Origin of the sequence: Bacillus sp. LJBS17, assembly GCF_019334685.1 — a bacterium.
Lineage (GTDB): Bacteria > Bacillota > Bacilli > Bacillales > Bacillaceae > Bacillus > Bacillus subtilis.
In genome coordinates this window covers 276,936-298,876 of the sequence record NZ_CP079759.1, presented here as the reverse complement: position 1 = coordinate 298,876, position 21,941 = coordinate 276,936, and the positions used below count along the sequence as shown (strand labels likewise).

Here is a 21,941-nt window from a genome sequence, read left to right as displayed (position 1 = left end):
ATTATATCAAAGTTTCGTAAAAGTTAAGAATAATTGACGAAAAACCTCGAAAAAAAACTTCCATATTTGATATATGATTTGCAAATGCTATAAAGTGCGCTTCTTAAACAAACCATTTGACGCGGGCAAGTCATTTTGCCTATTCTTGTGTCACCATCTAAAAACAGACAGAAAGGAAGCGGCCTTTTGATTCATTTAAGCATACTTGATCAGGCACCTGTTTCTAAAGGAGAGAGCCCTGTGACAACTCTTCAGCATTCGGTTGAGCTTGCTCGATTTAGCGAAGAGTGGGGCTATAAGCGTTATTGGTTTGCCGAGCATCACAGCACGAAAGGACTGGCAAGCACAGCGCCTGAAATCATGATCGCCCGCATCGCAGCACAGACAAACACCATTCGTGTCGGATCAGGCGGCGTGCTTCTGCCCCAATACAGCCCATTTAAAGTGGCTGAAACCTTTCGCCAGCTTGAGGCCCTGTATCCAAACCGGATTGACCTCGGCGTCGGCCGTTCACCCGGCGGCACGACAAAAACCAGGCTTGCATTAACGGACGGGGTGAAAAAAAGCTTAACCGAATTTAACAGACAGCTGCAGGATGTCTCTTATTTTCTAACAGATTCCCTTCCTCCCGACCATCCGTATGCCGGAATCAAAGCGGCGCCCCTTATTGACACGGCACCCGAGCTATGGGTGCTCGGTCTTGGTGAAAACAGCGCAAGACGCGCGGCGCACCAGGGGATTGGATATGTATTTGGGCATTTCATTAATCCCGAGCGAGGAGAAAATGCATTCCGCATCTACCGGGAAAGCTTTCGGCCCTCAGCCCATTTTTCGAATCCATCCGCACTGTTTACGATTTTTGTCATTTGCGCAAAAACAGATGAAGAGGCAGAAGAACTCGCATTAAGCCAGGATTTGTGGCTTCTTCGCGTCGGAAAAGGCTTGGACAGCCGCGTGCCAAGCATCGGGGAAGCGAAAGCCCATCTCTACACAGCGTCCGATAAAAAACTCATAGAAGAAAACAGAAAGCGGATGGTGATCGGTTCTCCAAGCACTGTCAAACAACAGCTGTTAGACCTCACAGGCCGCTATGAAACAAATGAAATCATGATTCTGTGCAATGTGTTTGATTTTGAGGCGAAAAAAGAATCTTATGAGCGCCTTGCCGGATTGTTTCTATAAAAAAAGCAGTTTTCCCTAGGGAAAACTGCTTTTCATGTTATCGGCTTCTTTTTTTGCGCTGAGCTTCTTTTTTGATAAACGTCCAAACTCCCTGAACTGCAAATCCGATTAATAGCAAAACGATCAATAGCAGGGTAATAGACGGACCTGGCGGCGTCCCGAGCTGATAGGATGATGTCAGTCCCGTAAATACGCTGAATAATGAAATGAGTATGGCTGTAATGAAAACCATGTTAAAGCCTTTTGCAATTCTGATGGCGAATGCTGCCGGCAATACGAGCAGGGCCGATACAAGAAGAACCCCGATGATCGGAATAATGACTGAAATCGCAAGGCCTGTGACAATACTGAATGACAACGAGAGAACGTTTGTATTGATTCCCGATGTTTTGGCTGTTGCTTCATCAAACGTCAGCAGGTAGAGCGGCCTTCTCAGTACGATAAAATAAAGCAGGATCAGCAGTGTGATAATACTGATAATATAGACCTGCTGCTGGTTTACTGTCACAAGCGATCCAAATAGGTATTGATCGATGCTCATATTGGCTGTGCCTTTGGAAAGGCTGATTAAAAACATCGCGAAGGACAAACCAGCTGCCATTAAGATGGCAATGGACACTTCTGAATAAGTCCGATACGCCCGCCGCATGTATTCAATTCCGATCGCGCCGATGGTCACGACGACTATGCTTGCTGCGGTTATATTGGTGCTGAGAAAAAAGCCGATGGCAACACCTGACAATGAGATATGTGAAAGTGTGTCAGCCATTAAGGCCTGTCTTCTGAGAACGAGATACACTCCTAGTATCGGAGCCATGACGGCGATCATGCCGCCTGCTAGAAAAGCTCGTCGCATGAATTCCAAGTCAAACATTTCCATCCGCCTTTTTCTCCTCTCTCTAATCGAATCACTTTATCTAAAAATTGCTGTACTTCGTTTTGTTCGTGAGTAACCATCACAACTGTGCGGTTGTGATTTTTCACAAGGTGATGCATAAATTCGTAAAATCCTTTTCTGCTGTCGTAATCAACAGCTGTCGTCGGTTCGTCCAGCATCAGCAGATCCGGGTTGCTGGCGAGCATTCTGGCGATACAGATTTTCTGTTTCTGTCCGCCTGATAAATCACCGATTTTACGATGGCGGAGCTCCCACATTTCCACCATTTTCAGTGCTTTTTCTACTTCAAGATGATCTTCTTCATTTAAACGTTTAAACCATTTCCCTTTTGTATAGCGGCCTGACTGAACAAGCTCCAGCACCGTGCTCGGAAAGCCGGCATTAAATGAAGAAATTTGCTGCGGGACGTACCCTATGGTCAGGCGTTTCCCTTCTGTATTCCTTTTACTGATCGTCACTGTGCCTTCCCACGGTTTCAGCATGCCGAGCATTACCTTTATGAGCGTCGATTTAGAGGCGCCGTTTGGTCCAGTGATGCCGACGAACTCACCGCTTTCAATATCAAGTGATACTTTATCTAAAACAGGCGTATGGGAATAGCCGAAAACGATATCTTTCAATGAGACGAGATTCATGTTAATCTTCCTTTCTCACAAAGAAATAGTGTGCACCCTCCGGCGCACACTATCTTATGATTTAACCAATAGTGAATCTTTCAGGGCATCGAGGTTTTGTTTCATAATGTCGATATACCCTAAACCTTTATCCTGTTCTTCTTTGCTCAAGCCTTCCAGTGTATTCAGCACTTCTGTCTTCGCGCCGATTTCACTGGCGAGCGTATCTGCGACCTTTGAGGATGCAATTTCTTCAAAGTAAATGACTTTTACATTATGTTCTTTGGCATATGTTTTCAGCTTTGCCAAGCTGGCTGCACTCGGTTCTTGGTCAGGTGACAGCCCTGCAATCGGAACCTGCTTCAAGCCGTATTCTTTTGCCAGATAGCCAAAAGCTGTATGCTGCGTGATAAATTCTTTTTTCTCCGCTTTTTTTGCGGTTGTACGATATAGTTTATCAAGATCCTGCAGTTTTGCAATATATTCTTTACTATTTTTCTCATAGTATTCTTTGTTATCCGGGTCCTGCTTCACGATTTGCGCCGTAATATTTTTAACTTCCTTCTGTGCCAGAACAGGGCTGAGCCATACGTGAGGATCCATTGCATGACTGTGCTCATGCTCCCCATGATCATGCTCTTCGTGTTCTTCTTCAGAGCCTTCCATTAAATCAATACCTTTGCTTGCATTAACGAAAACGGCATGGCCTTGGCCCATGCTTTTTTCAGCTGACGGAACCCATGTCTCCATGTATTCACTATTATAAACGAACAAATCAGCATCCTGAATGTTAGCAATGTCTTTCGGCGTCGGTTCCCAATCATGCGGTTCAACGGAAGATGGGATTAACAGATCCACATCGCCTTTGTCTTTTACAATTTGTTTTGTGAATTCATACATCGGATAGAACGTTGTGACAACGTGCAGTTTATCACCCTTTGAATCCGCCGACCCTTTTGTTGATGAGTTGCCGCATGCTGCAACCAATAAAAAGCACGCTGCAATCACAAACAAACCGCTCCATTTTTTAAACATATCGTATATCCCCTCTTTTTCAGTAACTTTAAATCAAAATGATAACGATTTTGTAATCCTATATCATAATAAACCGAAGTCATTACGTTTTGCAAGAATAAATTTCATTTTCATTTATTCTTCCCGCCTGCAGAGCGAATATATGTACTAAAAAACCCGGCTAAAAATGCCGGGCTACTTCAATCATTAGTTTGTTTTGTCCAGAAGATAGACCCTGCTCTCATAAGGCCGGAACACCATTTCGTCATCAAGATCATCGTTGTTATAATTGCTGAGAAGCAGTGAGGCCTGAGCTTTGCCGCAGTTCTTAGGCCACTGAAAAACAGCCTGCTCTTTTGAAAAATTATTGACCGACAAAAGCTGTTGTTTACTGTTTTCTCTCATGTATACAAACAACTGCGGATCGTCCGGAAGCAAAAGATCAAAGCTCCCTTTCATGAGGTCAGCATACTGCTTTCTCAGGCTGATCAGCTTTTTGTAATAGATTAAGACAGAATCAGGATCTCCCTGCGCTTCCTCCACATTGATTGCGGTGAAGTTTGGGTTGACCTTCAGCCAAGGCGTGCCGTCAGTAAACCCGGCATTTTTGCCGCTGTTCCACTGCATCGGGGTCCGGGCGTGATCCCGGCTTTTGGCTAAGATCGATCTCATCACATCATTTGGATCATAGCCTTTTTCAAACACCCGTTTATGATACATATTGATCGTTTGGATATCTTTGTAGTCTTCAATCCGGGTGAACGGCGCGTTTGTCATCCCGATTTCTTCTCCCTGATAAATATACGGCGTGCCCTTCATAAAATAAAGTACGGTTGCCAGCATTTTCGCTGATGCTTTGCGGTATTCCCCATCGTCTCCGAATCTGGACACAATCCGGGGCTGGTCGTGGTTGCACCAAAACAATGTATTCCAGCCTTGATGTTCAAGCTTCTTTTGCCATTTTGTCAAAACCGATTTTAAATCAGAAAGCTCAAGGGGCTTCAAATCCCAATGTTCTTTTCCGGGCTGCTGATCAAGCTCCATATGCTGAAAGTGAAAAATCATATTCAGCTCATGCTTATCTGTTCCCGTATATTTCAGGCCTTCTTCCGGTGTGACACTGCCGACCTCTCCGACAGACATGACATCATATTGGGAAAACACTTCATCTGTCATTTCTTTTAAATAGTCATGGATTTGTTCGCCATTTGGCTGAAAGGGCTTCGGCTCTGCCTGCTGATTGATATAGTCCTCATACGAAGGAAGATATTCTTTCTTAGAAATGAGATGGAGCTGATCAATTCGCAAACCGTCGACCCCTTTATCGAGCCAAAATTTCATCATGTCATACACCGCCTGGCGAACTTCGGGATTTTCCCAGTTTAAATCAGCTTGTTTGACGGCATTCATATGGAGATAGTATTCTCCGGTGTGCTCTTCGTATTGCCAGACCGGGCATCCATAGTTTGAGAGCCAGTCCGTCGGCGGGCCGTTCTTTGTGCCGGGACGCCAATAATAATAGCTGCGGTATTTGCTGTTTTTGTCCAGCTCCGCTTCTTTAAACCACGGATGCTCGACCGAGGTGTGATTTAACACAAAGTCCATCACCAGCTTTAATCCCCGCTGATGCACCTGGTCCAGCAGCTCGTGAAAATCGTCCATTGTTCCGTAAGAATCCATAATCGCCTTATGGTTTGTCACATCATAGCCGTAATCAACATTCGGAGAAGGATAGATCGGGCAAATCCAAATCACATCTGCCCCGAGCTCCTTTATGTAGTCAAGACGGGAAATAATCCCCCGCAAATCCCCAATTCCGTCTCCATTGCTGTCCTGAAAGCTTCTCGGGTAAATTTGGTACACCACTGCATCCTTCCACCAGTCCGTTTTCATCCCGCAATCCCCCTGTTTTGTCTTCTATTCAAGCTGAGATGGATAAAGTGTCATTCCGCCGTCGACGAAAAGTGTTGCGCCGGTCACATAGCTTGCTTCCTCAGATACGAGCCAAGCTGCTGCTGCCGCCACTTCTTCAGGCTTTCCGAAGGCTTTCATCGGGATTTTTTTCAATTGTTTTTGCCTGCTCTCTTCCTTTTTCGTATCAACATTTGATTCTGTGGCAATGGTGCCGGGCGCTATCGCATTGACGCGGATTCCCTTATCCGCATAATTGAGCGCCAGCGTTTCCGTCATCATCTTGATGCCGCCTTTGGATGTGGAATACTGAACGTTTACAGGGCGCGGAATCTGCTGGTGAACACTTGAGATATTCAGCACATTGCCCTTAATATTGTTTTTCATCATGTGGTTAAGTGCTGCTTTCGCTCCCAGAAAGGTTCCGGTAACATTGACATCAATCACTCTCTGCCAATCTTCAAGACTCATCTCATGCGGCATCGCCTCAACGCCGTTAAAACCAGAGTTGTTTACCATCACATCGAGCGTGCCGAAATGCTCTAAAGCTGTGTCCAAGAGCGCCTGAATCCCCTCTTCTTTTGACACGTCCGCCTCAACTGCGACGGCTTTCCCTCCGTTCTGTTTAATGATTTCCAGGGTTTCATCGGCTCCAGACGGGTCGCTGTGGTAGTTTACAACAACATTCATTCTCTCCTGTCCGAACCGTTCCGCAATGGCTTTCCCGATTCCTTTTGAAGACCCTGTCACAATCGCTGTTTTTCCGGTTAAATCTTTGTACATACTTGATATCCTCCTCTGTTTCTCACTATGCAGTGGAAAATACCCTGTTTTTCCGAGTTGAAAACAGCACAAAAAAAGCAGAGAACCTGTAGTTCTCTGCCATTTCCTATTGAAAACGCTGCTCAGCAAGCTTCTTTTTAATATTCATCAGCCTGCGGTAAAAGAAAGCGGCGGACTCGTAATGTTCCAGTTGATTGAAACGTTCCGCTGTATCATGCAGCAGATCTTCGGCGTCGGCAAGAAGCTGCCTGGATTCCAGCAGGTCAAAGCATTCTGTAAGCACGTTCAGGTCGCCGCTTCCAAGATACAGCTCATGAATGAGGCGGAATTTCGTCAAGTACATGTCATCCTCCCATTCAGCCGCGCTCTTTATCCCGCGGTCATACGCCTCTACTGCCTTGTCGTATTTTCCCTCTTTACAGTAGATATGGGTCAGTGAAAATACAGCTTGAACAGCTTGCTGAAAGTTGTGCTCCTCAAAAATGGCGGCGGCTGTTTTGAAATAGCCCTCCGCTTCTTTGTAATCACCCAGACTGTACTTACAGTGTCCGACATTATAATAGGCAGCGGCGATCATGTATGCTTCTTCAAGCTGTCTGGCATGATCTAAAGCGCTACACAAGTGGGTCAGTGCTTTTTCATGATGATACACATCAGTCAAATTTCCGGCGATGATAAATTCACACTGAACCCGGCGGCGACCGTACAGTTCATATTTCGTATAGATATCAAGCGCCTGGCTCGCATAATTCATGGAAAAATACGTTTGTTTGATGTGATAATACACTTCTGCGACTTTAAAAAGAAACTCAGCTTTTTCGATCTCATCCTCGACATACTCGAGCTTCTCCTCGGCATGTTTATAATGGTCGATCGCTAATATGAAATTTTTCTGCTTGAATTCGTACATTCCTCTGAAATAATAAAAGTAGTATTCCAATAAGCCCGTGAGTTTTTGCTGATTGCTTTCAATTTCGTTCAGCATATCAGAGAACGGAGGCTTGGTGTCGCTGTCTTTCACCGGCATCAGCTTATCAAGCATGATTCGATGCCGGAATTCCATCAAAGAAAAATATAAAAGCAAGTCCTGGTTCTCTTCCATATCTTCTAAATCGTATTCAATCTCCTGCTTTAACGCTTCTGCTTGATCTGCTTCAAATGCGCGAATGAGCTTGTACCATTCATTCAGCTTTACTGCTACTTCTTCTGATGGAATCTTTGCTCTCATCGGTCTGCCTCCTTCCTCCTGCTACTATTTATGTTATATTTTATCATAGCTGTTCGCTTTTAGAGAGAGTCAATCACTTAAAAGCGTTAACATTCAGCACATCTTGAGAAAGTGAGACCGATATGAAGTTACCCGCAAAAACACTTGTTATTTTATGTATTCTATTTCTTCTAGATCTTTGTTTTAGTTATATTCGGCATGAATGGCATTCTCAAAACGCCTTGCAGGACATGCCTGTCCCCTCGGATCTTCATCCGATTGTGAAGCAGAATGCCGATGCACTCAAAGCCGCTGCAGCGAATAAGGGCATTGACGTCGTCATTACTGAAGGATTCAGGTCCTTTAAGGAACAAGATGAATTATATAAACAGGGACGTACAAAAAAAGGGAATATTGTCACCTATGCAAGAGGAGGGGAATCGTATCATAACTATGGTTTAGCGATTGATTTCGCCCTTCAAAAAAAAGATGGCAGCATCATATGGGATATGGAATATGACGGCAATCAAAACGGAAAATCAGATTGGCTGGAGGTTGTCGAGATCGCTAAGACACTCGGTTTCGAATGGGGCGGGGATTGGAAACGATTCAAGGACTACCCCCACTTGGAGATGATTCCTAACTAGACACCCCTCACAGCCTTTTCTTTTTCCTTATGTGCGCATCAATATAGGAAGGGTAAACCGGCTTATAGACAAGTTTGCAGTGCTGGTCACTGCCTGCTGTAAAATCAGGCTGCCATTCCAGTTTCACATCAAAAGCGGCTAAAAATGCTTCTTTCGCTTCTTCAGCGGAAACATCCGGCCTGTGATTTATCGCTTCCAATTGTTCAGGTTCAATATCAGGCGCCATAAAAGCGTCAATCAACCCAGTTTCCGGATTGACAATGATGCGGGCAGCGCCGAACCGCAGCGGCACTCCTTTATACCAGACAGAAAAATGGTTGCGGACTCTCCCTCTTTCATCAATTCGGACGGGATTCACCCTGAAAAACTCAGCCGCTCTCGGATAGAGGGCATACAAAAATTGAAGCGCTATCTCTTGGCATTCTTCCGTGGAGCATTGGAGGTTGTTCCGCCAGTCCATAAAAGAAAGCGCTGCTTTTAATTTTCCGGTTCTTTTATCCGTCTTCATTTTGATTGTGTTTTTATTTCTCGTTTCAAAATAGCTTCCTATGCTTAAATCCTTACGCTCCGGCGCAGCGCCCCTGCGCCACGTGCTTCCAATTTGTTCTCCAAAGTCTCTTTCACTGACTTTCTGCATATCAGAGGTAAAACCCAGCAAGGCAAATATATCAACTTCTTCCTTGTTCTGAAGCGGCGGCAGTGGCGCCGTGTTTTCTATTCTTTCATCTGCGATATGCTGGTCGGGCACAATTTCGTCTACATCTGCGGGATAGCTGTATCCCGGTAGAATCGGTTCATATACAAGCCTTGGTTCCTGTTCGCCATCAATGACATCGTACATCAGCTCAAAAGACATTGTGTTTAAGTAATGGGATACAACCTTCTCTTTTGCTACAAATTCCGTCGGAACTTCGGCTTTATACCCTTCCCCGTAATATAGAAAGTGGACAATCTGACCGCTTCGTGTCATATCAATTAAAAAACCTGAATTGGGAATCGGAAGCCCCAGCTCCATTTTGGTATAGACAAACCGGATGTGCTGCCCCCGTTCTTCCTTGCCTTGAAAATGAAAATTCATAAATGTGCCGGGATGATTGGCAGCGGCAAACTGAAGAGCCGTCAGCTTCAGCTCGGCATCTGGAAGTTGTTTGTCTGTCTCGGAGCGGACAGTTGTTGAAAAGGTGAGCAAAGCGCCGTCATTTCTAAGTTCAACTGTAATGTGCTTTTCCGGATCTTTAGGGTCCTTCCAGATAAAATATGCCTGCCCGTTCTTCTTTTGCTTTTGGTCGTAATCTTCTATCTCAAGCTCATAATGTGTCGGTACATTTCCGATCTCCTGCGCCTTCTTTTTCAGCTGTTTATTAACCAATGAAGTCATCCCTTTCAAAGAGTCTACGACAAAGAGAATCCTGTTTATTATATAAAAAGACCTTTCTTCTTTTAAAGTGAAGAAAGGTCCTTTTCTATTATTGTCATTGTTTTTCGAGATTCTTTCTGTTACTTTCATCACGTACTCTCTTCTATACCTGAGGCAATTGCGTGACTTTTGGCTGTTTTACCATGAGCTGAAGACAGGCTCTCCTGTATGTGCATCGATAAAACGCGGATACACCGGCTTATAGACGAGCCGGTAGCTGTGTTCTTCATCATCTCCGTACTCTCTTTCCCAGCCAAGCTCAACTTTAAAATGCTGCCAAAAGATAGCCTTGGCTTGTTCAACTGAAATGGCCGGCACAGGATCAATGGTTGCCAGCTCATTTGGGTCAATATCTGGTCCCATATAAACGGTGATATACCCTGTCTGGCGGCTGACACAAATTTTGATCTGCCCAAATCGGATCGGAACTCCGTGACAATGCGCTTCAAATGTAAAAACAGCGACTGCGTTTTCTTCTTCATCCTTTTCATCGTATCTGATCCTAAAATATTGATCGGCATTCGGAAATAAAGCAAACAGAAAGCGAAGCGCGATTTTTTCGCACTCTGCCTCAGTTACTGTCAGCGGCCCTTTTTCCTCCATAAATGACATGACGCCTTCGAGTTTTCCGGTTTCTTTGTGATAGATGGTTTTCAGCACTTGATGAGTCCGTCCCTTAAACCAGCTGTCCATGCTTTTATCCGCCGGCTGATACACAGGGTCATCCGGATTCCGCCAAACGATTCCGATTCTCCCATCTCCCAAATCCGCTTCCCGCTCTTTGACAAACCCATTTTCAATACCAATCATGCTGTCAGGATCGGCCTTTTCGCGGATGCCCTCGAATAAAGGGAGAGGAAAGCTCTCAGGCTCCCTGTAATTATCGTCATCATCAACTCCTCCTTGTTCTTCTTGAACCAAATCCGCAGGTACGGTAATGGCCCTACATTCAGGCTCATACACCAAATGCGGCTGATCATCTCCGTTTTTGTAAACAGAACGATGGAGAACCTCAAACAAAAGGTCGAACTCCACGTCCTTCTTGATAAAGGCAAATGCCTCTTCAACATCCGCGACCCTCTTTGGCTTGATGATGCTGCCCGCTTCGCCGTAATAGCGGAAGTAAACGATCTCACCTGATAAGGAAACATCAGCCATAAATCCGCTCATGGGGAGAGGAAGCCCAGCCTCCATTTGAACATATGAAAATCTCACTTTATCGCCGTATGCACGGTCATTTTCTTCACGAACAAAGGCAGAGAGTGCCCCCGGATGATGAGTCTCGACAAATTGGCGTATGATATCCTCTAGTTTCTCCTCAGACAGCCTTTCTCCGCTTTCAGGCTCAATATCACGGGAAAGGGATTCCAGCTCCCCGTCCGGTCCAAGTTCCACGATAATGCCGATATTCTCATCCTGAGGATCTGTCCAACAAAAACAGACTCTTTTGTCATCACCGCCATAATCTTCAATTTCCAGTTTTAAGTATGTCGGCACCCGGCCGATTTCCAGTGCTTTTTGTTTCAGTCCCTCTTTCTTCACAAAGGCAGCCCCTTTCATCCTTCTTAAGTTCCCTCCAACTAATCAAAAAGTAATAGTCTAAAATACACAGTTTTCTGAGTTTACCAGTTTTACCAGAACATTTTTCACCAAAAATAGGATGATGAACCTATTCAATATAAAAGCTAATAATCTTAAAATTAATTCCGTTGTAACTTTTTATAGGTCCATTCATGACAAAGGAGGGCGGAGTTTCCAGAAAATCCGGTGAAAACCGTGAGAAAAGAACTGATTTTTTTGGTTATATGATGCTAATCCATTCAAAAAGATCCATTTCTCAAAGACAAAAGACTCCCCTTTCCTAAACCATTCGAGGAGGAAAAATGAATGTTTCAGAAAAAAACGTACGCTGTTTTCCTAATTCTTCTGCTGATGATGTTTACAGCTGCTTGTTCCGGCAGCAAAACAAGCGCGGAGAAGAAAGAATCAGAAACAGAAAAAAGCTCAGATATAGCTCAAGTCAAAATCAAGGATGTCTCTTATACGCTTCCGTCTAAATATGATAAGTCCACTTCAGATGACCAGCTTGTGTTAAAAGTCAATGTCGCGGTGAAAAACACAGGAAAAGACCCGCTGAATGTAGACAGTATGGATTTCACATTGTATCAAGGTGATACCAAAATGTCTGACACAGACCCTGAAGACTATAGCGAAAAGCTTCAAGGCAGCACGATTAACGCTGACAAATCCGTTGAAGGAAATCTTTTCTTCGTTGTAGATAAAGGCAAGCAATACGAGCTCAACTATACGCCGGAATCTTACGGTGATAAAAAGCCAAAATCAGTTACTTTTAAAATTGACGGAAAAGACAAAAAAATTCTGGCGACGGCAGATAAGCTCCAAGATTCTGCAAAAGCGTTATCAGCTTATGTTGATGTCCTTCTTTTCGGCAAAGATAACGCCGATTTCGAAAAAATCACCGGCGCTAACAAAAATGAAATTGTAAATGATTTTAATGAATCAGCCAAAGACGGTTATCTCTCAGCTTCCGGCCTTTCCAGCACATATGCGGACAGCAAAGCGCTTGATAATATCGTGAACGGCATTAAAGAGGGATTAAGCAAAAACTCTTCCATTCAAGCAAAAACGACTTCAATCTCTAAAGACGAAGCAATTGTTGAAGCCACAGTTAAACCTGTAGATGCATCTTCTCTTTCAGACCGTATCGAAGACAAAGTGAAAGACTACTACAGTAAAAACTCTAGTGCCAGCTATGAAGAGGCAGTGAAATACGCGCTTCAAGTCTACCCTGAGGAATTTAAAAAGCTTGGACCTGCTTCATCTGAAAAAACAGTTGAAGTAAAAATGAAGAAAAATGACATCGACCAATGGCAGCTTGATATGGATGATTACAGAGCTGCAGAATTAGTCGAAGCATTCATCAAAGAATAAAACACCAAAAGGAAATAGCCTCGGAGGCTATTTCCTTTTTTATTTGAAAATGTCGCTGATGAAATTCACTTCATCTTCGGTCAGTTCAATGTTCAAGGTTTTCAGGTTATCCTGTAATTGCTCAGGTCGTTTAGCTCCTGGAATAATGGCATCAATCGCCGGTCTCGTTAACAGCCACGCCAAGGCGACATGTGCCGTATCCGCTTGTTTTTCCTCCGCTACTGCTTTCAGCTTATCTACTTTTTCGAGATTGTGGATAAACGTTTCACCCTGAAATTGAGGTTTATCCTTTCTGAAATCATCAAAGACTGTGTCTCGCGTGAATTTTCCTGTCAGCAGTCCGGACGCAAGCGGAAAGTAAGGAATAAAGGAGATGCCTTGTTTTTCACAGTATGGAAGAAGCTCTTTCTCGGCATCACGCTGTATGAGAGAATATTCGGCCTGGAAGACCTCCAAATAGCCGTCAGCATTAAAATCCTGCAATTGCTGATAATCGAGGTTCGAAGCGCCGATCGCTTTGATTTTCCCCTCATCCTTCAGCTCTTTCAAAGTGCCCGCCACTTCAGCGAGAGGTGTTTTTCCATCCGGAAAGTGAACATAATACAAATCAATGTAATCTGTTTTCAGCCGCTTCAGGCTCTTCTCCACCTCGCTGCGAAGAAACTCCCGGCTATTGTCTAATTCAATGCTGCCGTTCACTTCTTTATGAGCTCCTTTGGTGGCGATGATGAGCTCATTCCGCACGCCGCGTTCCTGTACGACTTCGCCGATTAATTCTTCAGATCGCCCCAATCCATATATAAAGGCGGTATCGATAAAGTTGACGCCGCCATCCAATGCCGTGCGCACTAAATCCTTCCCTGTTTCATCATTTAGATTTGGAAATAGATTATGCCCGCCGACCGCATTCGCGCCGAATCCGATCCGCTTCACCTTCAGCTTCGTTTTGCCGAGTGTACGTGTTTGATCCATTGTTCCTTCTCCTTTGAAACCAATTTTGATGAAAAATAGTGCAGGGTCACTTTTTGTATTAGATATCCTTTTTCTATTTTCCTTCTTTTTTCAGGATATACAAAAAGGAGAAAGTGTATTTCTCCTTTCGCAAGTTTATTTTGGAAGAACCCATTTGTCTTTCAGGAAGCAGGCTCTGGCTAGTAAAAAGAAGATGGCGATGAGCACGGCGATGGTTCCTGACGTAGACAAAATGGCAGCCGGGTCAACCATCCCGAATAAAAGCTGTTTAAATAACGCATGCAGGTTCAGAAACGGGATGAGAAAGTATGATAAGTCAAATTGGTTCGGTGCCTTGCTGAAGATGAAAAACATCGGGAACACAGGCAGAAAGACGACGAGAGACATATAGCTTTGCGCTTCTTTTACCGAGCTGGACATGATGCTGATGAAAAGTTCCATCGCAGATATCAGCAATGCAGAGAGCACAATGATTAAGGCTGAAGCGCCGATTACACTCCACATATGATCTCCCAGCTGGAAGGCCGTTTTTAAATTTTCGGTAAATAACACGGTGGACAAAATCAAAAACACCAAAGCCAATACACCTGAAGCCACGGCAAAAGTGGAAACCGCAAGCCACTTGCCGACCAGCACTTTGTTTCTGCTGACTGGCGTTAATAGCAGCGCCTCGATTGACTTCCGGTCCTTTTCACCGGCCATGATATCAAGAGCGATCGGCATTGCGCCGGAAACAATGGAAGTCAGAATCAGCATGGGCAGAATGGCGGAAAGCATAATAGCGGAAGTCTCTTTCTCCTCATCCGCTTCCTTTTGCTGAATCGTAAACGGCTGGATCACCGATTGATCAATATGCTTATTTGTTAAACGTTGCTGCACAATTTCATTTTTGTACTGATCTAAGGCAGACTGCACAAGCTGCATGGCATTTGAAGACCCTTGATCGATTGAATTGCCGTAAACATCAACCTTAAAAGGTGTCATGCTGTTGACATATGAGTCGAACTCTTTCGGGACGTTCAGATAGGCATCTGCTTTTCCTTCATCAACTGCCTCTTCAGGCTTTGCAAATGTTTTTACGCTGATTTCGTCAATCTCATTAAGCTTGCTTTCCAGTGCGGGCGGAAGCGAATGGCCGACAGCCAGCGTGTACTGCTCCCCTTTGTCGGACAGCATGCTTTCATAAAAGAAGACAAGTCCAAGCATCATAATCATCGGCACTAAAATTGTGAGTAAAATCGTTTTTCTGTCGCGCAAAGCGTCGATCATTTCTTTTTTATAAATATGGCTCAGCATTTAAGAAATCCCCCTGACAAGCTTAGACATAAAGATGTAATTCAAATCCTCACTGCGCTCGCTCTCGTATAGTGATTCAAGTGCCCCCCGGTAAATCACCTCTCCGCTGTGAATCATGATGACACTGTCACAGAGCGCCTGCACTTCCTCCATAATGTGGCTGGAGAAAAGAATCGTTTTTTGTTCTCTTTTCAGCTGCTGTATAAATTCGCGGAAGATGTTGCTTGACGTAATATCAAGCCCAGTTGTCGGCTCATCAAATAAAATGATGTCCGGATCGTGAATCAGCGCTCTGGCAATGGCGACTTTCTGCCTCATGCCTTTCGAAAACCCGCCCACTCTCCGGTTCATATAATCGCGCATGCCGAACCGTTTCGATAAATCTTCTATTCTTGCTTTGATCTCGTGGCGGTTCAGCCCATACAGCCTGCCGAAGTATTGGAGATTTTCTTTAGCGGTCATCCTGTCGTAAAGCCCGGTTTCTCCTCCGAATAAGACACCGATTCTTTTTTTGACCTCAGCCGGCTGCTTGACCGTGTCAAAGCCGTCTACTGTGATTACACCCTGTGATGGTTCAAGCAAGGAAGCAATCATTCTCAGCATCGTGGTTTTGCCGGCACCGTTTTCTCCGAGAATGCCGACCACTTCTCCTTTTTCAATTGTTAAGCTTACATCTCGCACCGCTTTAACTACTTTTTTCTTATCCTGAAACCTGCGGCTGCAATCGGTCAGTGTAATCATGTCACAATCTCCCTTATCTTTATTTCTAGTAATGACTATATAAGAAAAGCTGGATTAGTTGGATAAAGTTGTCGCGAAGAGTTCTTTTTATGTCGCGAAATGGGATAGAATAAAGATGATTCTATGTAACTAGGGGAATGATAATGGTAAAAGTCGGACTTGTAGATGATTATCGAGTAGATTTAGAGAAGCTGGAAGCGATCGTGTCAAGAATGCAGGACGTCGAAATTGTCTTTTCCACCGATTCAGCGGAGGAAGCCTACAGGCGGGTAAAGAATGGAGACATTGATCTGCTGCTTGCCGATATCGAGATGCCCCATATATCTGGCTACGAGCTTGCTGATTTGATCAAATCCCATTCACTTGATGTGGATGTGATTTTTGTTACCGGCCACGGCGGTTATGCGGTTCACGCCTTTGACCTGAACGTCCATGATTATATTATGAAGCCGTACTATGCCGAGCGTCTGGCCGCTTCCTTCGACCGTTACTTGAAAAAGAAAACGGAAACGAGTTTGAATGGGCGTATATTGATAAAGCAAAAGTCTGAAATGCACGTCCTGCAAAAGAAGGATATTATTTTCGCAGAACGGACGGGACGTTCGACGACGATTGTGACAACCGCCGAAGAGGTGCAAACGTATCAAACATTAAATGATATTAAAGGCGACCTGCCCGAAAAAGATTTTCTTCGTTCGCATCGTTCCTTTATTATCAACATTCATTACATAAAGCATTTTTCCGCTTATACCAAGCATTCATTCACAGTTTCCTTTGAGGGAACGTCTAAAAAAGCGATGATCACCAAGCAGCAGCTTGATTATTTTCAAAACTACTACTTTTGAGGAGTTCAGAACGTGATTACCCTTTTTCAATGTCTTTATCTGGTTTTATTTAGTTTCATATGTTATCAGGGAGCTGCTGCTTTTTCACACAGCACAGCCGCCTCTTGGCTCACCGCTGTTTTAGGCGCAGCTGCTGCAGGATTGTACATTTGGAATACGAATCGGGTGTGGAAACACTGTTCCTCAGGGCTTTGTGCATGGATTGCCGTGATTCAAGTGATGTCGGCGGGAGTGGTGCTGATCGGCACAGACATCATGCAGGCATTATGTGTAATCGTAATATTTGCAGGGTGTGAAGGGCTCCGTATCGGACAGTCTGCTTTGCAGGCAAGGCTTTCTGATCAAATTGATAAGCTGACTCAAGCTGAACAGCACGCCAATCAAATGCTGATTGATGTGAGAAGCCGGAATCATGACACAATGAAACATATCACTGCAATCAAATCAGCTCAGCCCAAGGCAGATACACAAGCATATATTCAAAACTGGGCGGATCAATACAGTCAATATGACCGATTTTTGAAGGGAGAGAACGCGTACGTTGCAGGGGTGCTTTATGATTTTTTAGAAAAAGCCCGCGCCTCGAATGTGAGTGTTTCGCTGCATATTCATACACCGCTTTCTTCCCTTCCGTTTTCGCCTGCTGATCAGGTCAGCTTGGTCGGCAACATATTAGAAAATGCGCTCGACAGCGCGGCGGAGGCCCGAGAAAAAGCAGAGATTAAACTGGAGACTTCACTGCGCAGCGGACTTTATGTACTGACTTGTGAAAACAGCACTCCCGGGATGGACCCAAAAGTGCTCGATACAATCTATCAATCGTTTGGCCGCTCAACGAAAAACGGCGCTCATGAAGGCATGGGCACATATATCATTCAAAAACTGGTGAAGAGCGCTTTTGGCAGGCTGGATTTTACCTACCGCCACCCCATCTTCCGGTTAGAAATCAAAATTCCGTTTCAGAAATAAAAAAACCTTGAAAAGCCCGGCTTTTCAAGGTTTTTTTCATTATGAGGATAACGCTTGTGCAAAACGATCTGCTTCATCTTGCAGCGTGCTTTCAATTTCTTTGTAACGGCTGGAAATCGTTGATGCACTAACTCCGTATTTTTTCGCCAGTTTAGCTTGAGAAACGGACGCGCCGTTGAGAGAAATCGCGTTTACATAATATTCAACTGCCGCCGCAAAAGCTTCCGGCTTTCTGATGACAGGTGATTTTTTCTCGCAGAATGTTTTCCAGATGTCAATAACAGCTGGGATCAATTCAGTCGGATACTCTTCCCCGCTCATGCCTTCTTCAATAGCCGCAGCGGTTTCTTTCTCCAAGTCGTTTGCCCACTCAACAGTGCTTACTTCCGCTTTCTCTGCTTGTGGCTCTTCATCTTTCTCAGCTAACAACGCGAACAGAACGTTGTTGAATTCCTGCTTCATGAAGTCCTCCGGCGTTTTGCCTTCCTTCACAGCGGCATCCGCATATTTCTTCACCTTGCTGATCAGCGCTTCTGTTCTCTTCACCGGGAAGATCGTGAACTGCATGAAGAATTCTGCTTTTTCCGCTTCGTGGATTGGGTATCCAAGAATCAGGCTTCCCACTGGAGGAAGGTCTTGATTGCTGGCGTCCATTTCCACTTCGAATTGTTTTGCCGTAATAACATCTTCAAAGTGAATGATGCCTTCCTTCAGGTCCTTCAGCAGCAATAAAGCAGGCGTCATGCTCTGCCATGATTCTACGATCTCACGCGTTTTAGGACGAGTGATCGAATCGCCTTTTTTCTGAAGGTACTCTTCGAAGATTGTCTTCTCACCAGCAAGCGGGTGGAAGAAGATTCCCCAGATTCCTAAGTTAAATACGCTGATGTCTTTCGTCTGTCTGTCCATAGCAGAAAGAAAATCATGCTGGTTGATAAAGCCTGAAATGCTTTCTCTATGTACTGTGAAGGCATACTCCACTAAGTCTTCCTGAATTTGTTTCGCTTCTTTTGCCGCTAGTTCCGCCGGGAAGTCGACAACTTTACTTCCGCAGCATTTTTTATATTTCTTGCCGCTGCCGCATGGGCAAGGGGCATTTCGTTTCACTTTTCCCACAATAAACCCTCCGAATTCTGTTGTAACTTTTCTATTTTAACAAAAATAACTTCTGAGGGCTTGGTTTCGGGCTAAAAAAGAATTTGGTAATGTGATAAGCTGGCTGATTATGCCAATTTACCTATGACATTTTCACCAACTTTTGTGATTTAAGGCTTATCACCTATTCCCACTTTAGGCCCTTCTTTTTTACAATCATTAGGTATTTATTTAACATTTTAAGGAGTGTTTCTATTGGAACTAGCTGGTTTCATGCTGCGCGCCTGCGCTCTTGTACTTGATGTAATCATTGCCGCAGCAGTGATTTTGGCAGCCGGATTTACGTTTGGCGATGAGTCCGCCGGTGTCATTATTGTCGCCATATTGATGCTGATTGTGTATCCTTTGCTGATGCCGCTGACAAATTGGAAGGGCACACTGGGCAAAAAAATCATCGGGCTGCAAATCGTGAGGGACGAAACACACGAGAAAATTTCTTTCCTACAGGCGATTGTCCGTTACATCATAGCGTGGGTGCATGTATTCTCCCGCCTGATCTATTTGACTGCCGCATTTACGAAGAAAAAACAAACCGTTCATGATATGGCGGCGAAAACCATTGTGCTGAAAGCAGAATAACCTTGAAGAATAGCATTCTTCAAGGTTTTGTTTTTCATTAATTCGTATTCTGGCCCCCGCCGTTCAGCCCTTCTTTAATCAGGCTGTTGACTTGGCTGCTGTACAGAAGGCCGATGTGTCCAACGCCATGGATTTGAACGTTTCTAGCACCGTCTAATCTTGATAAATAATTCATGACAATCATATCGGCACTGCTGTAAATGGATGTGTATAAAATCTTTTGATTTGGATCTGTTCCCGGAAGCGCCTTACCTGTCGTCAAACGGTTGGCGCCGCCAAGCGTCACGACGTTTTCAACTTTATTTCCGCCGTCCAGATTTTTTATGTAGTAAAGTGTGTTCGCGCCCCCCATACTGTGAGCGACAATATCCACTTTTTTCGCACCCGTTTCATCTAAAACCTTTTGCACAAATCGTGACAATACCGGGCCATTGTTATAATTTGTGCCTGTCTTGTCCCAAAAATCAACTGCATACAGCTTGTCCCGCGACCAGCCCTGAGATACGAGATAGCTCTTAATTCCCGCAAAATTGAATGATGCCCCTCCAATGCCGTGAACCATAACGACTGGATTGTGTTCAGCGGCTTTTACTGACGGCTGCAACGCAAACAGCGATGTAACAGACAGCATCAAAATTGTTACAAGTGCAATAATCCTTCTTTTTACAAATTTCATAATATCCTCCTTTTTTTGTAACAAATTCTCCAATTATATTACGTTACCAAATTAATTAAGTAAAGGGTAATTTTGGCTTATTTTTAAAGAAATTTTAAGATTCAGAGGTCATTATTGGTCCTAAAAAGCCAAAAAAAGAAGGCTTATTCGCCTTCTTTTCTTCAATACTCATTGAAATAAGCTTGGATTTTTTGAGGATCATTTGTTTTGGTAAGCGCAAGCATCAGCAACATCCGTGCTTTTTGGGGGTTTAAAGAGTTCGATGCCAGCAGGTCCTTTTCCGCATAGTCTTGGTTTGGTGTGACGACACCATTTCCCGTGCGGGTAGAGCGCACCACTGTAACGCCTTTTTTGACTGCGCTGTCCGCCCCTTTTTCGGCTGCATCAGATAAAGACCCGTTCCCAGAACCGGCAAATACAATCCCCTTTGCTCCGGCTTTTACAGCAGCGTCAAACAGGTAGCTTCCGTCATTTTGGTATCCATAGATAATGTCAACCTGCGGCAGCTCATCAAGATTAGAAACCGAGAAATCCGTGTCCTTCGTATGCTTACGGGTAATCTCATTATTAAAATAGATATCATCTGCAATTGTTCCGACGAAGCCCATTTCTTCTGATTTAAATGTATCTGTTGTGGTTGTGTTTGTTTTGGTGACATATCGGGCTGAGGCAATCCGGTCGTTAAGAACAACAAGCGTCCCTTTCCCTTTTGCCTCAGGGGCACCTGCCACTTTCACTGCATTGTACAGGTTAGAAGGCCCATCAGCGCTGATGGCTGTGGAAGGTCTCATCGAACCAACAATAACAACCGGTTTATCACTTTTCACGGTAAGATTCAAAAAATAAGCGGTTTCCTCCAATGTATCTGTTCCATGAGTCACGACGATTCCGTCTACATCATCTGAAGCGAGCAAGTGGTTGATGCGTTTCGCCAGCTTCAGCAATATTTTATTATCAATATTTGTGCTGCCGACGTTAACAATCTGCTCGCCGCTGACGTTTGCAATGTCTTTCATTTCTGGAACTGCCTCAATCAGTGATTCAACGCCGACAACACCTGCTTTATATTCAGTCGTTGAGGTTTTCGATTGATCGGCACCAGCTATCGTGCCTCCTGTCGCTAAAATTCTAATGTTTGGCAGACCTTTTTTTTCAGAGGCAGAAGCCGAAGAGACTTTTTGTGTCTGCGTTTTTTCTTTCGGGGATTCTTTTGTTTCAGGAGAATGTGAACATCCGGTAAAAACAAACAATAGTGCGGTAAAAAGTACGAGCATTCGTTGTTTTTTCATCTATTTCTCTCCTTACATCCATATGATGATTAATCATTGAACATTTTATCTATTCAGTCAAAAGATCAGTCAGCTTTTCTCTCAGTATTTTTTGTTGTCATATCCTTCTTTTTTTGTCTTTTCATACAATGAATTTTTCTTGACAATTGATGATTGAATCAAGATAATAGACCAGTCACTATATTTTTGATTGCAATTCAGTAAGGTGGGAATGTTATGAGTTATGGAGATTCCCGTGAGAAAATCCTTTCGGCAGCTACCCGGCTTTTTCAGCTGCAAGGGTATTACGGCACGGGGCTGAACCAGATTATAAAGGAAAGCGGTGCGCCTAAAGGCTCTCTTTACTACCACTTTCCCGGGGGTAAAGAACAGCTTGCGATCGAAGCCGTAAATGAGATGAAGGAGTATATCCGTCAGAAAATCGCGGACTGCATGGAAGCCTACACCGACCCAGCGGAAGGCATTCAAGCCTTTTTGAAGGAGCTCTCCTGCCAGTTTTCATGTACGGAAGACATTGAAGGCTTGCCTGTGGGCTTGCTAGCGGCTGAGACGTCATTGAAAAGCGAACCGTTGCGCGAAGCCTGTCATGAAGCCTACAAAGAATGGGCCTCTGTATATGAGGAAAAACTGCGGCAGACTGGCTGCAGCGAGAGCCGTGCAAAAGAAGCCAGCACTGTGGTTAACGCGATGATTGAAGGCGGTATTCTTTTATCTTTGACGGCAAAAAACAGTACGCCGCTCCTTCATATCTCCAGCTGCATTCCTGACCTGCTGAAGAGATAAAAAAACGACAT

At 44.3% G+C, this 21,941-nt stretch carries 22 protein-coding genes; 8 read left to right on the top strand and 14 right to left on the bottom strand.

The window, feature by feature from the left end:
• The first annotated feature begins 186 nt into the window (after positions 1-186).
• Complete coding sequence (locus KXZ66_RS01625; RefSeq protein ID WP_151870464.1) at positions 187-1,182, top strand: LLM class flavin-dependent oxidoreductase; 996 nt, start codon at positions 187-189, stop codon at positions 1,180-1,182.
• Between the two features lie 37 nt (positions 1,183-1,219).
• Here the strand turns inward: KXZ66_RS01625 and znuB are convergent, their stop codons facing one another.
• The 6 genes from znuB to rapJ form a co-directional block, all read right to left on the bottom strand.
• Complete coding sequence (znuB, locus tag KXZ66_RS01620; RefSeq protein ID WP_003246340.1) at positions 1,220-2,062, bottom strand: zinc ABC transporter permease ZnuB; 843 nt, start codon at positions 2,060-2,062, stop codon at positions 1,220-1,222.
• On the bottom strand, positions 2,020-2,715 hold the full coding sequence (gene znuC / locus KXZ66_RS01615) for a zinc ABC transporter ATP-binding protein ZnuC (RefSeq protein ID WP_014475714.1): 696 nt from the start codon (positions 2,713-2,715) through the stop codon (positions 2,020-2,022). Before znuC ends, znuB begins: the two co-directional genes overlap by 43 nt.
• 54 nt (positions 2,716-2,769) lie before the next feature.
• On the bottom strand, positions 2,770-3,729 hold the full coding sequence (locus KXZ66_RS01610) for a metal ABC transporter substrate-binding protein (RefSeq protein WP_003234733.1): 960 nt from the start codon (positions 3,727-3,729) through the stop codon (positions 2,770-2,772).
• 186 nt (positions 3,730-3,915) lie between these two features.
• Positions 3,916-5,601, bottom strand: coding sequence for a glycoside hydrolase family 13 protein (locus KXZ66_RS01605; RefSeq protein WP_151870465.1), 1,686 nt, complete (start codon positions 5,599-5,601; stop codon positions 3,916-3,918).
• 24 nt (positions 5,602-5,625) lie between these two features.
• Positions 5,626-6,402 carry an SDR family oxidoreductase gene (locus KXZ66_RS01600; RefSeq protein ID WP_029726977.1) on the bottom strand — a complete coding sequence of 259 codons (777 nt, stop codon included), beginning with the start codon at positions 6,400-6,402 and terminating at the stop codon, positions 5,626-5,628.
• 106 nt (positions 6,403-6,508) lie between these two features.
• Positions 6,509-7,630, bottom strand: coding sequence for a response regulator aspartate phosphatase RapJ (gene rapJ, locus KXZ66_RS01595; RefSeq protein ID WP_015715201.1), 1,122 nt, complete (start codon positions 7,628-7,630; stop codon positions 6,509-6,511).
• Between the two features lie 122 nt (positions 7,631-7,752).
• On the opposite strand from rapJ, the gene cwlK reads away from it, so the two are divergent.
• Entirely contained in the window at positions 7,753-8,256 is a 504-nt protein-coding gene (gene cwlK, locus KXZ66_RS01590; RefSeq protein WP_116316151.1) for a peptidoglycan L-alanyl-D-glutamate endopeptidase CwlK, read from the top strand.
• Positions 8,257-8,263: 7 nt separating this feature from the next.
• Here the strand turns inward: cwlK and KXZ66_RS01585 are convergent, their stop codons facing one another.
• Together KXZ66_RS01585 and KXZ66_RS01580 are read right to left on the bottom strand one after the other, a co-directional pair.
• On the bottom strand, positions 8,264-9,625 hold the full coding sequence (locus KXZ66_RS01585; RefSeq protein ID WP_151870532.1) for a YcdB/YcdC domain-containing protein: 1,362 nt from the start codon (positions 9,623-9,625) through the stop codon (positions 8,264-8,266).
• A 186-nt stretch (positions 9,626-9,811) separates the two neighbouring features.
• On the bottom strand, positions 9,812-11,233 hold the full coding sequence (locus tag KXZ66_RS01580; protein ID WP_151870466.1) for a YcdB/YcdC domain-containing protein: 1,422 nt from the start codon (positions 11,231-11,233) through the stop codon (positions 9,812-9,814).
• Positions 11,234-11,406: 173 nt separating this feature from the next.
• Here KXZ66_RS01580 and KXZ66_RS01575 point away from each other — a divergent pair, with 173 nt between their 5' ends.
• Together KXZ66_RS01575 and KXZ66_RS01570 are read left to right on the top strand one after the other, a co-directional pair.
• Positions 11,407-11,538, top strand: coding sequence for a hypothetical protein (locus KXZ66_RS01575; RefSeq protein ID WP_003246334.1), 132 nt, complete (start codon positions 11,407-11,409; stop codon positions 11,536-11,538).
• A gap of 22 nt (positions 11,539-11,560) precedes the next feature.
• Entirely contained in the window at positions 11,561-12,625 is a 1,065-nt protein-coding gene (locus KXZ66_RS01570) for a DUF4352 domain-containing protein (RefSeq protein WP_003234750.1), read from the top strand.
• Positions 12,626-12,664: 39 nt separating this feature from the next.
• On the opposite strand, the gene KXZ66_RS01565 is transcribed toward KXZ66_RS01570, so the two are convergent.
• The 3 genes from KXZ66_RS01565 to natA all read right to left on the bottom strand — a co-directional run bounded on the left by KXZ66_RS01565 (position 12,665) and on the right by natA (position 15,634).
• Entirely contained in the window at positions 12,665-13,597 is a 933-nt protein-coding gene (locus KXZ66_RS01565) for an aldo/keto reductase (RefSeq protein WP_151870467.1), read from the bottom strand.
• 135 nt (positions 13,598-13,732) lie between these two features.
• Positions 13,733-14,893, bottom strand: coding sequence for a sodium ABC transporter permease NatB (natB, locus tag KXZ66_RS01560; protein ID WP_151870468.1), 1,161 nt, complete (start codon positions 14,891-14,893; stop codon positions 13,733-13,735).
• The gene (gene natA, locus KXZ66_RS01555; RefSeq protein ID WP_015252894.1) at positions 14,894-15,634 is read right to left on the bottom strand and encodes a sodium ABC transporter ATP-binding protein NatA; all 741 of its coding nucleotides are present in this window, start codon (positions 15,632-15,634) and stop codon (positions 14,894-14,896) included.
• A 143-nt stretch (positions 15,635-15,777) separates the two neighbouring features.
• On the opposite strand from natA, the gene natR reads away from it, so the two are divergent.
• Both natR and natK read left to right on the top strand, forming a co-directional pair.
• The gene (gene natR / locus KXZ66_RS01550; protein WP_041850663.1) at positions 15,778-16,479 is read left to right on the top strand and encodes a two-component system response regulator NatR; all 702 of its coding nucleotides are present in this window, start codon (positions 15,778-15,780) and stop codon (positions 16,477-16,479) included.
• 12 nt (positions 16,480-16,491) lie between these two features.
• Positions 16,492-17,448, top strand: a complete 957-nt coding sequence (natK, locus tag KXZ66_RS01545; RefSeq protein WP_088325262.1) for a two-component system sensor histidine kinase NatK — start codon at positions 16,492-16,494, stop codon at positions 17,446-17,448.
• Between the two features lie 39 nt (positions 17,449-17,487).
• On the opposite strand, the gene KXZ66_RS01540 is transcribed toward natK, so the two are convergent.
• Positions 17,488-18,564 (bottom strand): helix-turn-helix domain-containing protein, encoded by a 1,077-nt coding sequence (locus tag KXZ66_RS01540; protein ID WP_003234762.1) that lies wholly within the window; start codon positions 18,562-18,564, stop codon positions 17,488-17,490.
• A gap of 234 nt (positions 18,565-18,798) precedes the next feature.
• Here KXZ66_RS01540 and KXZ66_RS01535 point away from each other — a divergent pair, with 234 nt between their 5' ends.
• Complete coding sequence (locus tag KXZ66_RS01535) at positions 18,799-19,182, top strand: RDD family protein (protein WP_151870469.1); 384 nt, start codon at positions 18,799-18,801, stop codon at positions 19,180-19,182.
• A gap of 37 nt (positions 19,183-19,219) precedes the next feature.
• On the opposite strand, the gene lipA is transcribed toward KXZ66_RS01535, so the two are convergent.
• The gene (gene lipA / locus KXZ66_RS01530) at positions 19,220-19,858 is read right to left on the bottom strand and encodes a lipase EstA (protein ID WP_003234767.1); all 639 of its coding nucleotides are present in this window, start codon (positions 19,856-19,858) and stop codon (positions 19,220-19,222) included.
• A 161-nt stretch (positions 19,859-20,019) separates the two neighbouring features.
• Complete coding sequence (gene ansZ, locus KXZ66_RS01525; RefSeq protein ID WP_003234769.1) at positions 20,020-21,147, bottom strand: asparaginase AnsZ; 1,128 nt, start codon at positions 21,145-21,147, stop codon at positions 20,020-20,022.
• Between the two features lie 216 nt (positions 21,148-21,363).
• Here ansZ and lmrA point away from each other — a divergent pair, with 216 nt between their 5' ends.
• Positions 21,364-21,930, top strand: coding sequence for a transcriptional regulator LmrA (gene lmrA / locus KXZ66_RS01520; RefSeq protein WP_003234771.1), 567 nt, complete (start codon positions 21,364-21,366; stop codon positions 21,928-21,930).
• Positions 21,931-21,941 lie beyond the last annotated feature (11 nt).

Excerpts from the sequence above, each read along its gene's own strand:
- znuB (WP_003246340.1), bottom strand. The coding sequence starts at position 2,062 with ATGGAAATGTTTGACTTGGAATTCATGCGACGAGCTTTTCTAGCAGGC.
- znuC (WP_014475714.1), bottom strand. The coding sequence starts at position 2,715 with ATGAATCTCGTCTCATTGAAAGATATCGTTTTCGGCTATTCCCATACG.
- KXZ66_RS01610 (WP_003234733.1), bottom strand. The coding sequence starts at position 3,729 with ATGTTTAAAAAATGGAGCGGTTTGTTTGTGATTGCAGCGTGCTTTTTA.
- KXZ66_RS01605 (WP_151870465.1), bottom strand. The coding sequence starts at position 5,601 with ATGAAAACGGACTGGTGGAAGGATGCAGTGGTGTACCAAATTTACCCG.
- KXZ66_RS01600 (WP_029726977.1), bottom strand. The coding sequence starts at position 6,402 with ATGTACAAAGATTTAACCGGAAAAACAGCGATTGTGACAGGGTCTTCA.
- rapJ (WP_015715201.1), bottom strand. The coding sequence starts at position 7,630 with ATGAGAGCAAAGATTCCATCAGAAGAAGTAGCAGTAAAGCTGAATGAA.
- cwlK (WP_116316151.1), top strand. The coding sequence starts at position 7,753 with ATGAAGTTACCCGCAAAAACACTTGTTATTTTATGTATTCTATTTCTT.
- KXZ66_RS01580 (WP_151870466.1), bottom strand. The coding sequence starts at position 11,233 with ATGAAAGGGGCTGCCTTTGTGAAGAAAGAGGGACTGAAACAAAAAGCA.
- KXZ66_RS01575 (WP_003246334.1), top strand. The coding sequence starts at position 11,407 with ATGACAAAGGAGGGCGGAGTTTCCAGAAAATCCGGTGAAAACCGTGAG.
- KXZ66_RS01570 (WP_003234750.1), top strand. The coding sequence starts at position 11,561 with ATGTTTCAGAAAAAAACGTACGCTGTTTTCCTAATTCTTCTGCTGATG.
- KXZ66_RS01565 (WP_151870467.1), bottom strand. The coding sequence starts at position 13,597 with ATGGATCAAACACGTACACTCGGCAAAACGAAGCTGAAGGTGAAGCGG.
- natB (WP_151870468.1), bottom strand. The coding sequence starts at position 14,893 with ATGCTGAGCCATATTTATAAAAAAGAAATGATCGACGCTTTGCGCGAC.
- natA (WP_015252894.1), bottom strand. The coding sequence starts at position 15,634 with ATGATTACACTGACCGATTGCAGCCGCAGGTTTCAGGATAAGAAAAAA.
- natR (WP_041850663.1), top strand. The coding sequence starts at position 15,778 with ATGGTAAAAGTCGGACTTGTAGATGATTATCGAGTAGATTTAGAGAAG.
- lipA (WP_003234767.1), bottom strand. The coding sequence starts at position 19,858 with ATGAAATTTGTAAAAAGAAGGATTATTGCACTTGTAACAATTTTGATG.
- ansZ (WP_003234769.1), bottom strand. The coding sequence starts at position 21,147 with ATGAAAAAACAACGAATGCTCGTACTTTTTACCGCACTATTGTTTGTT.
- lmrA (WP_003234771.1), top strand. The coding sequence starts at position 21,364 with ATGAGTTATGGAGATTCCCGTGAGAAAATCCTTTCGGCAGCTACCCGG.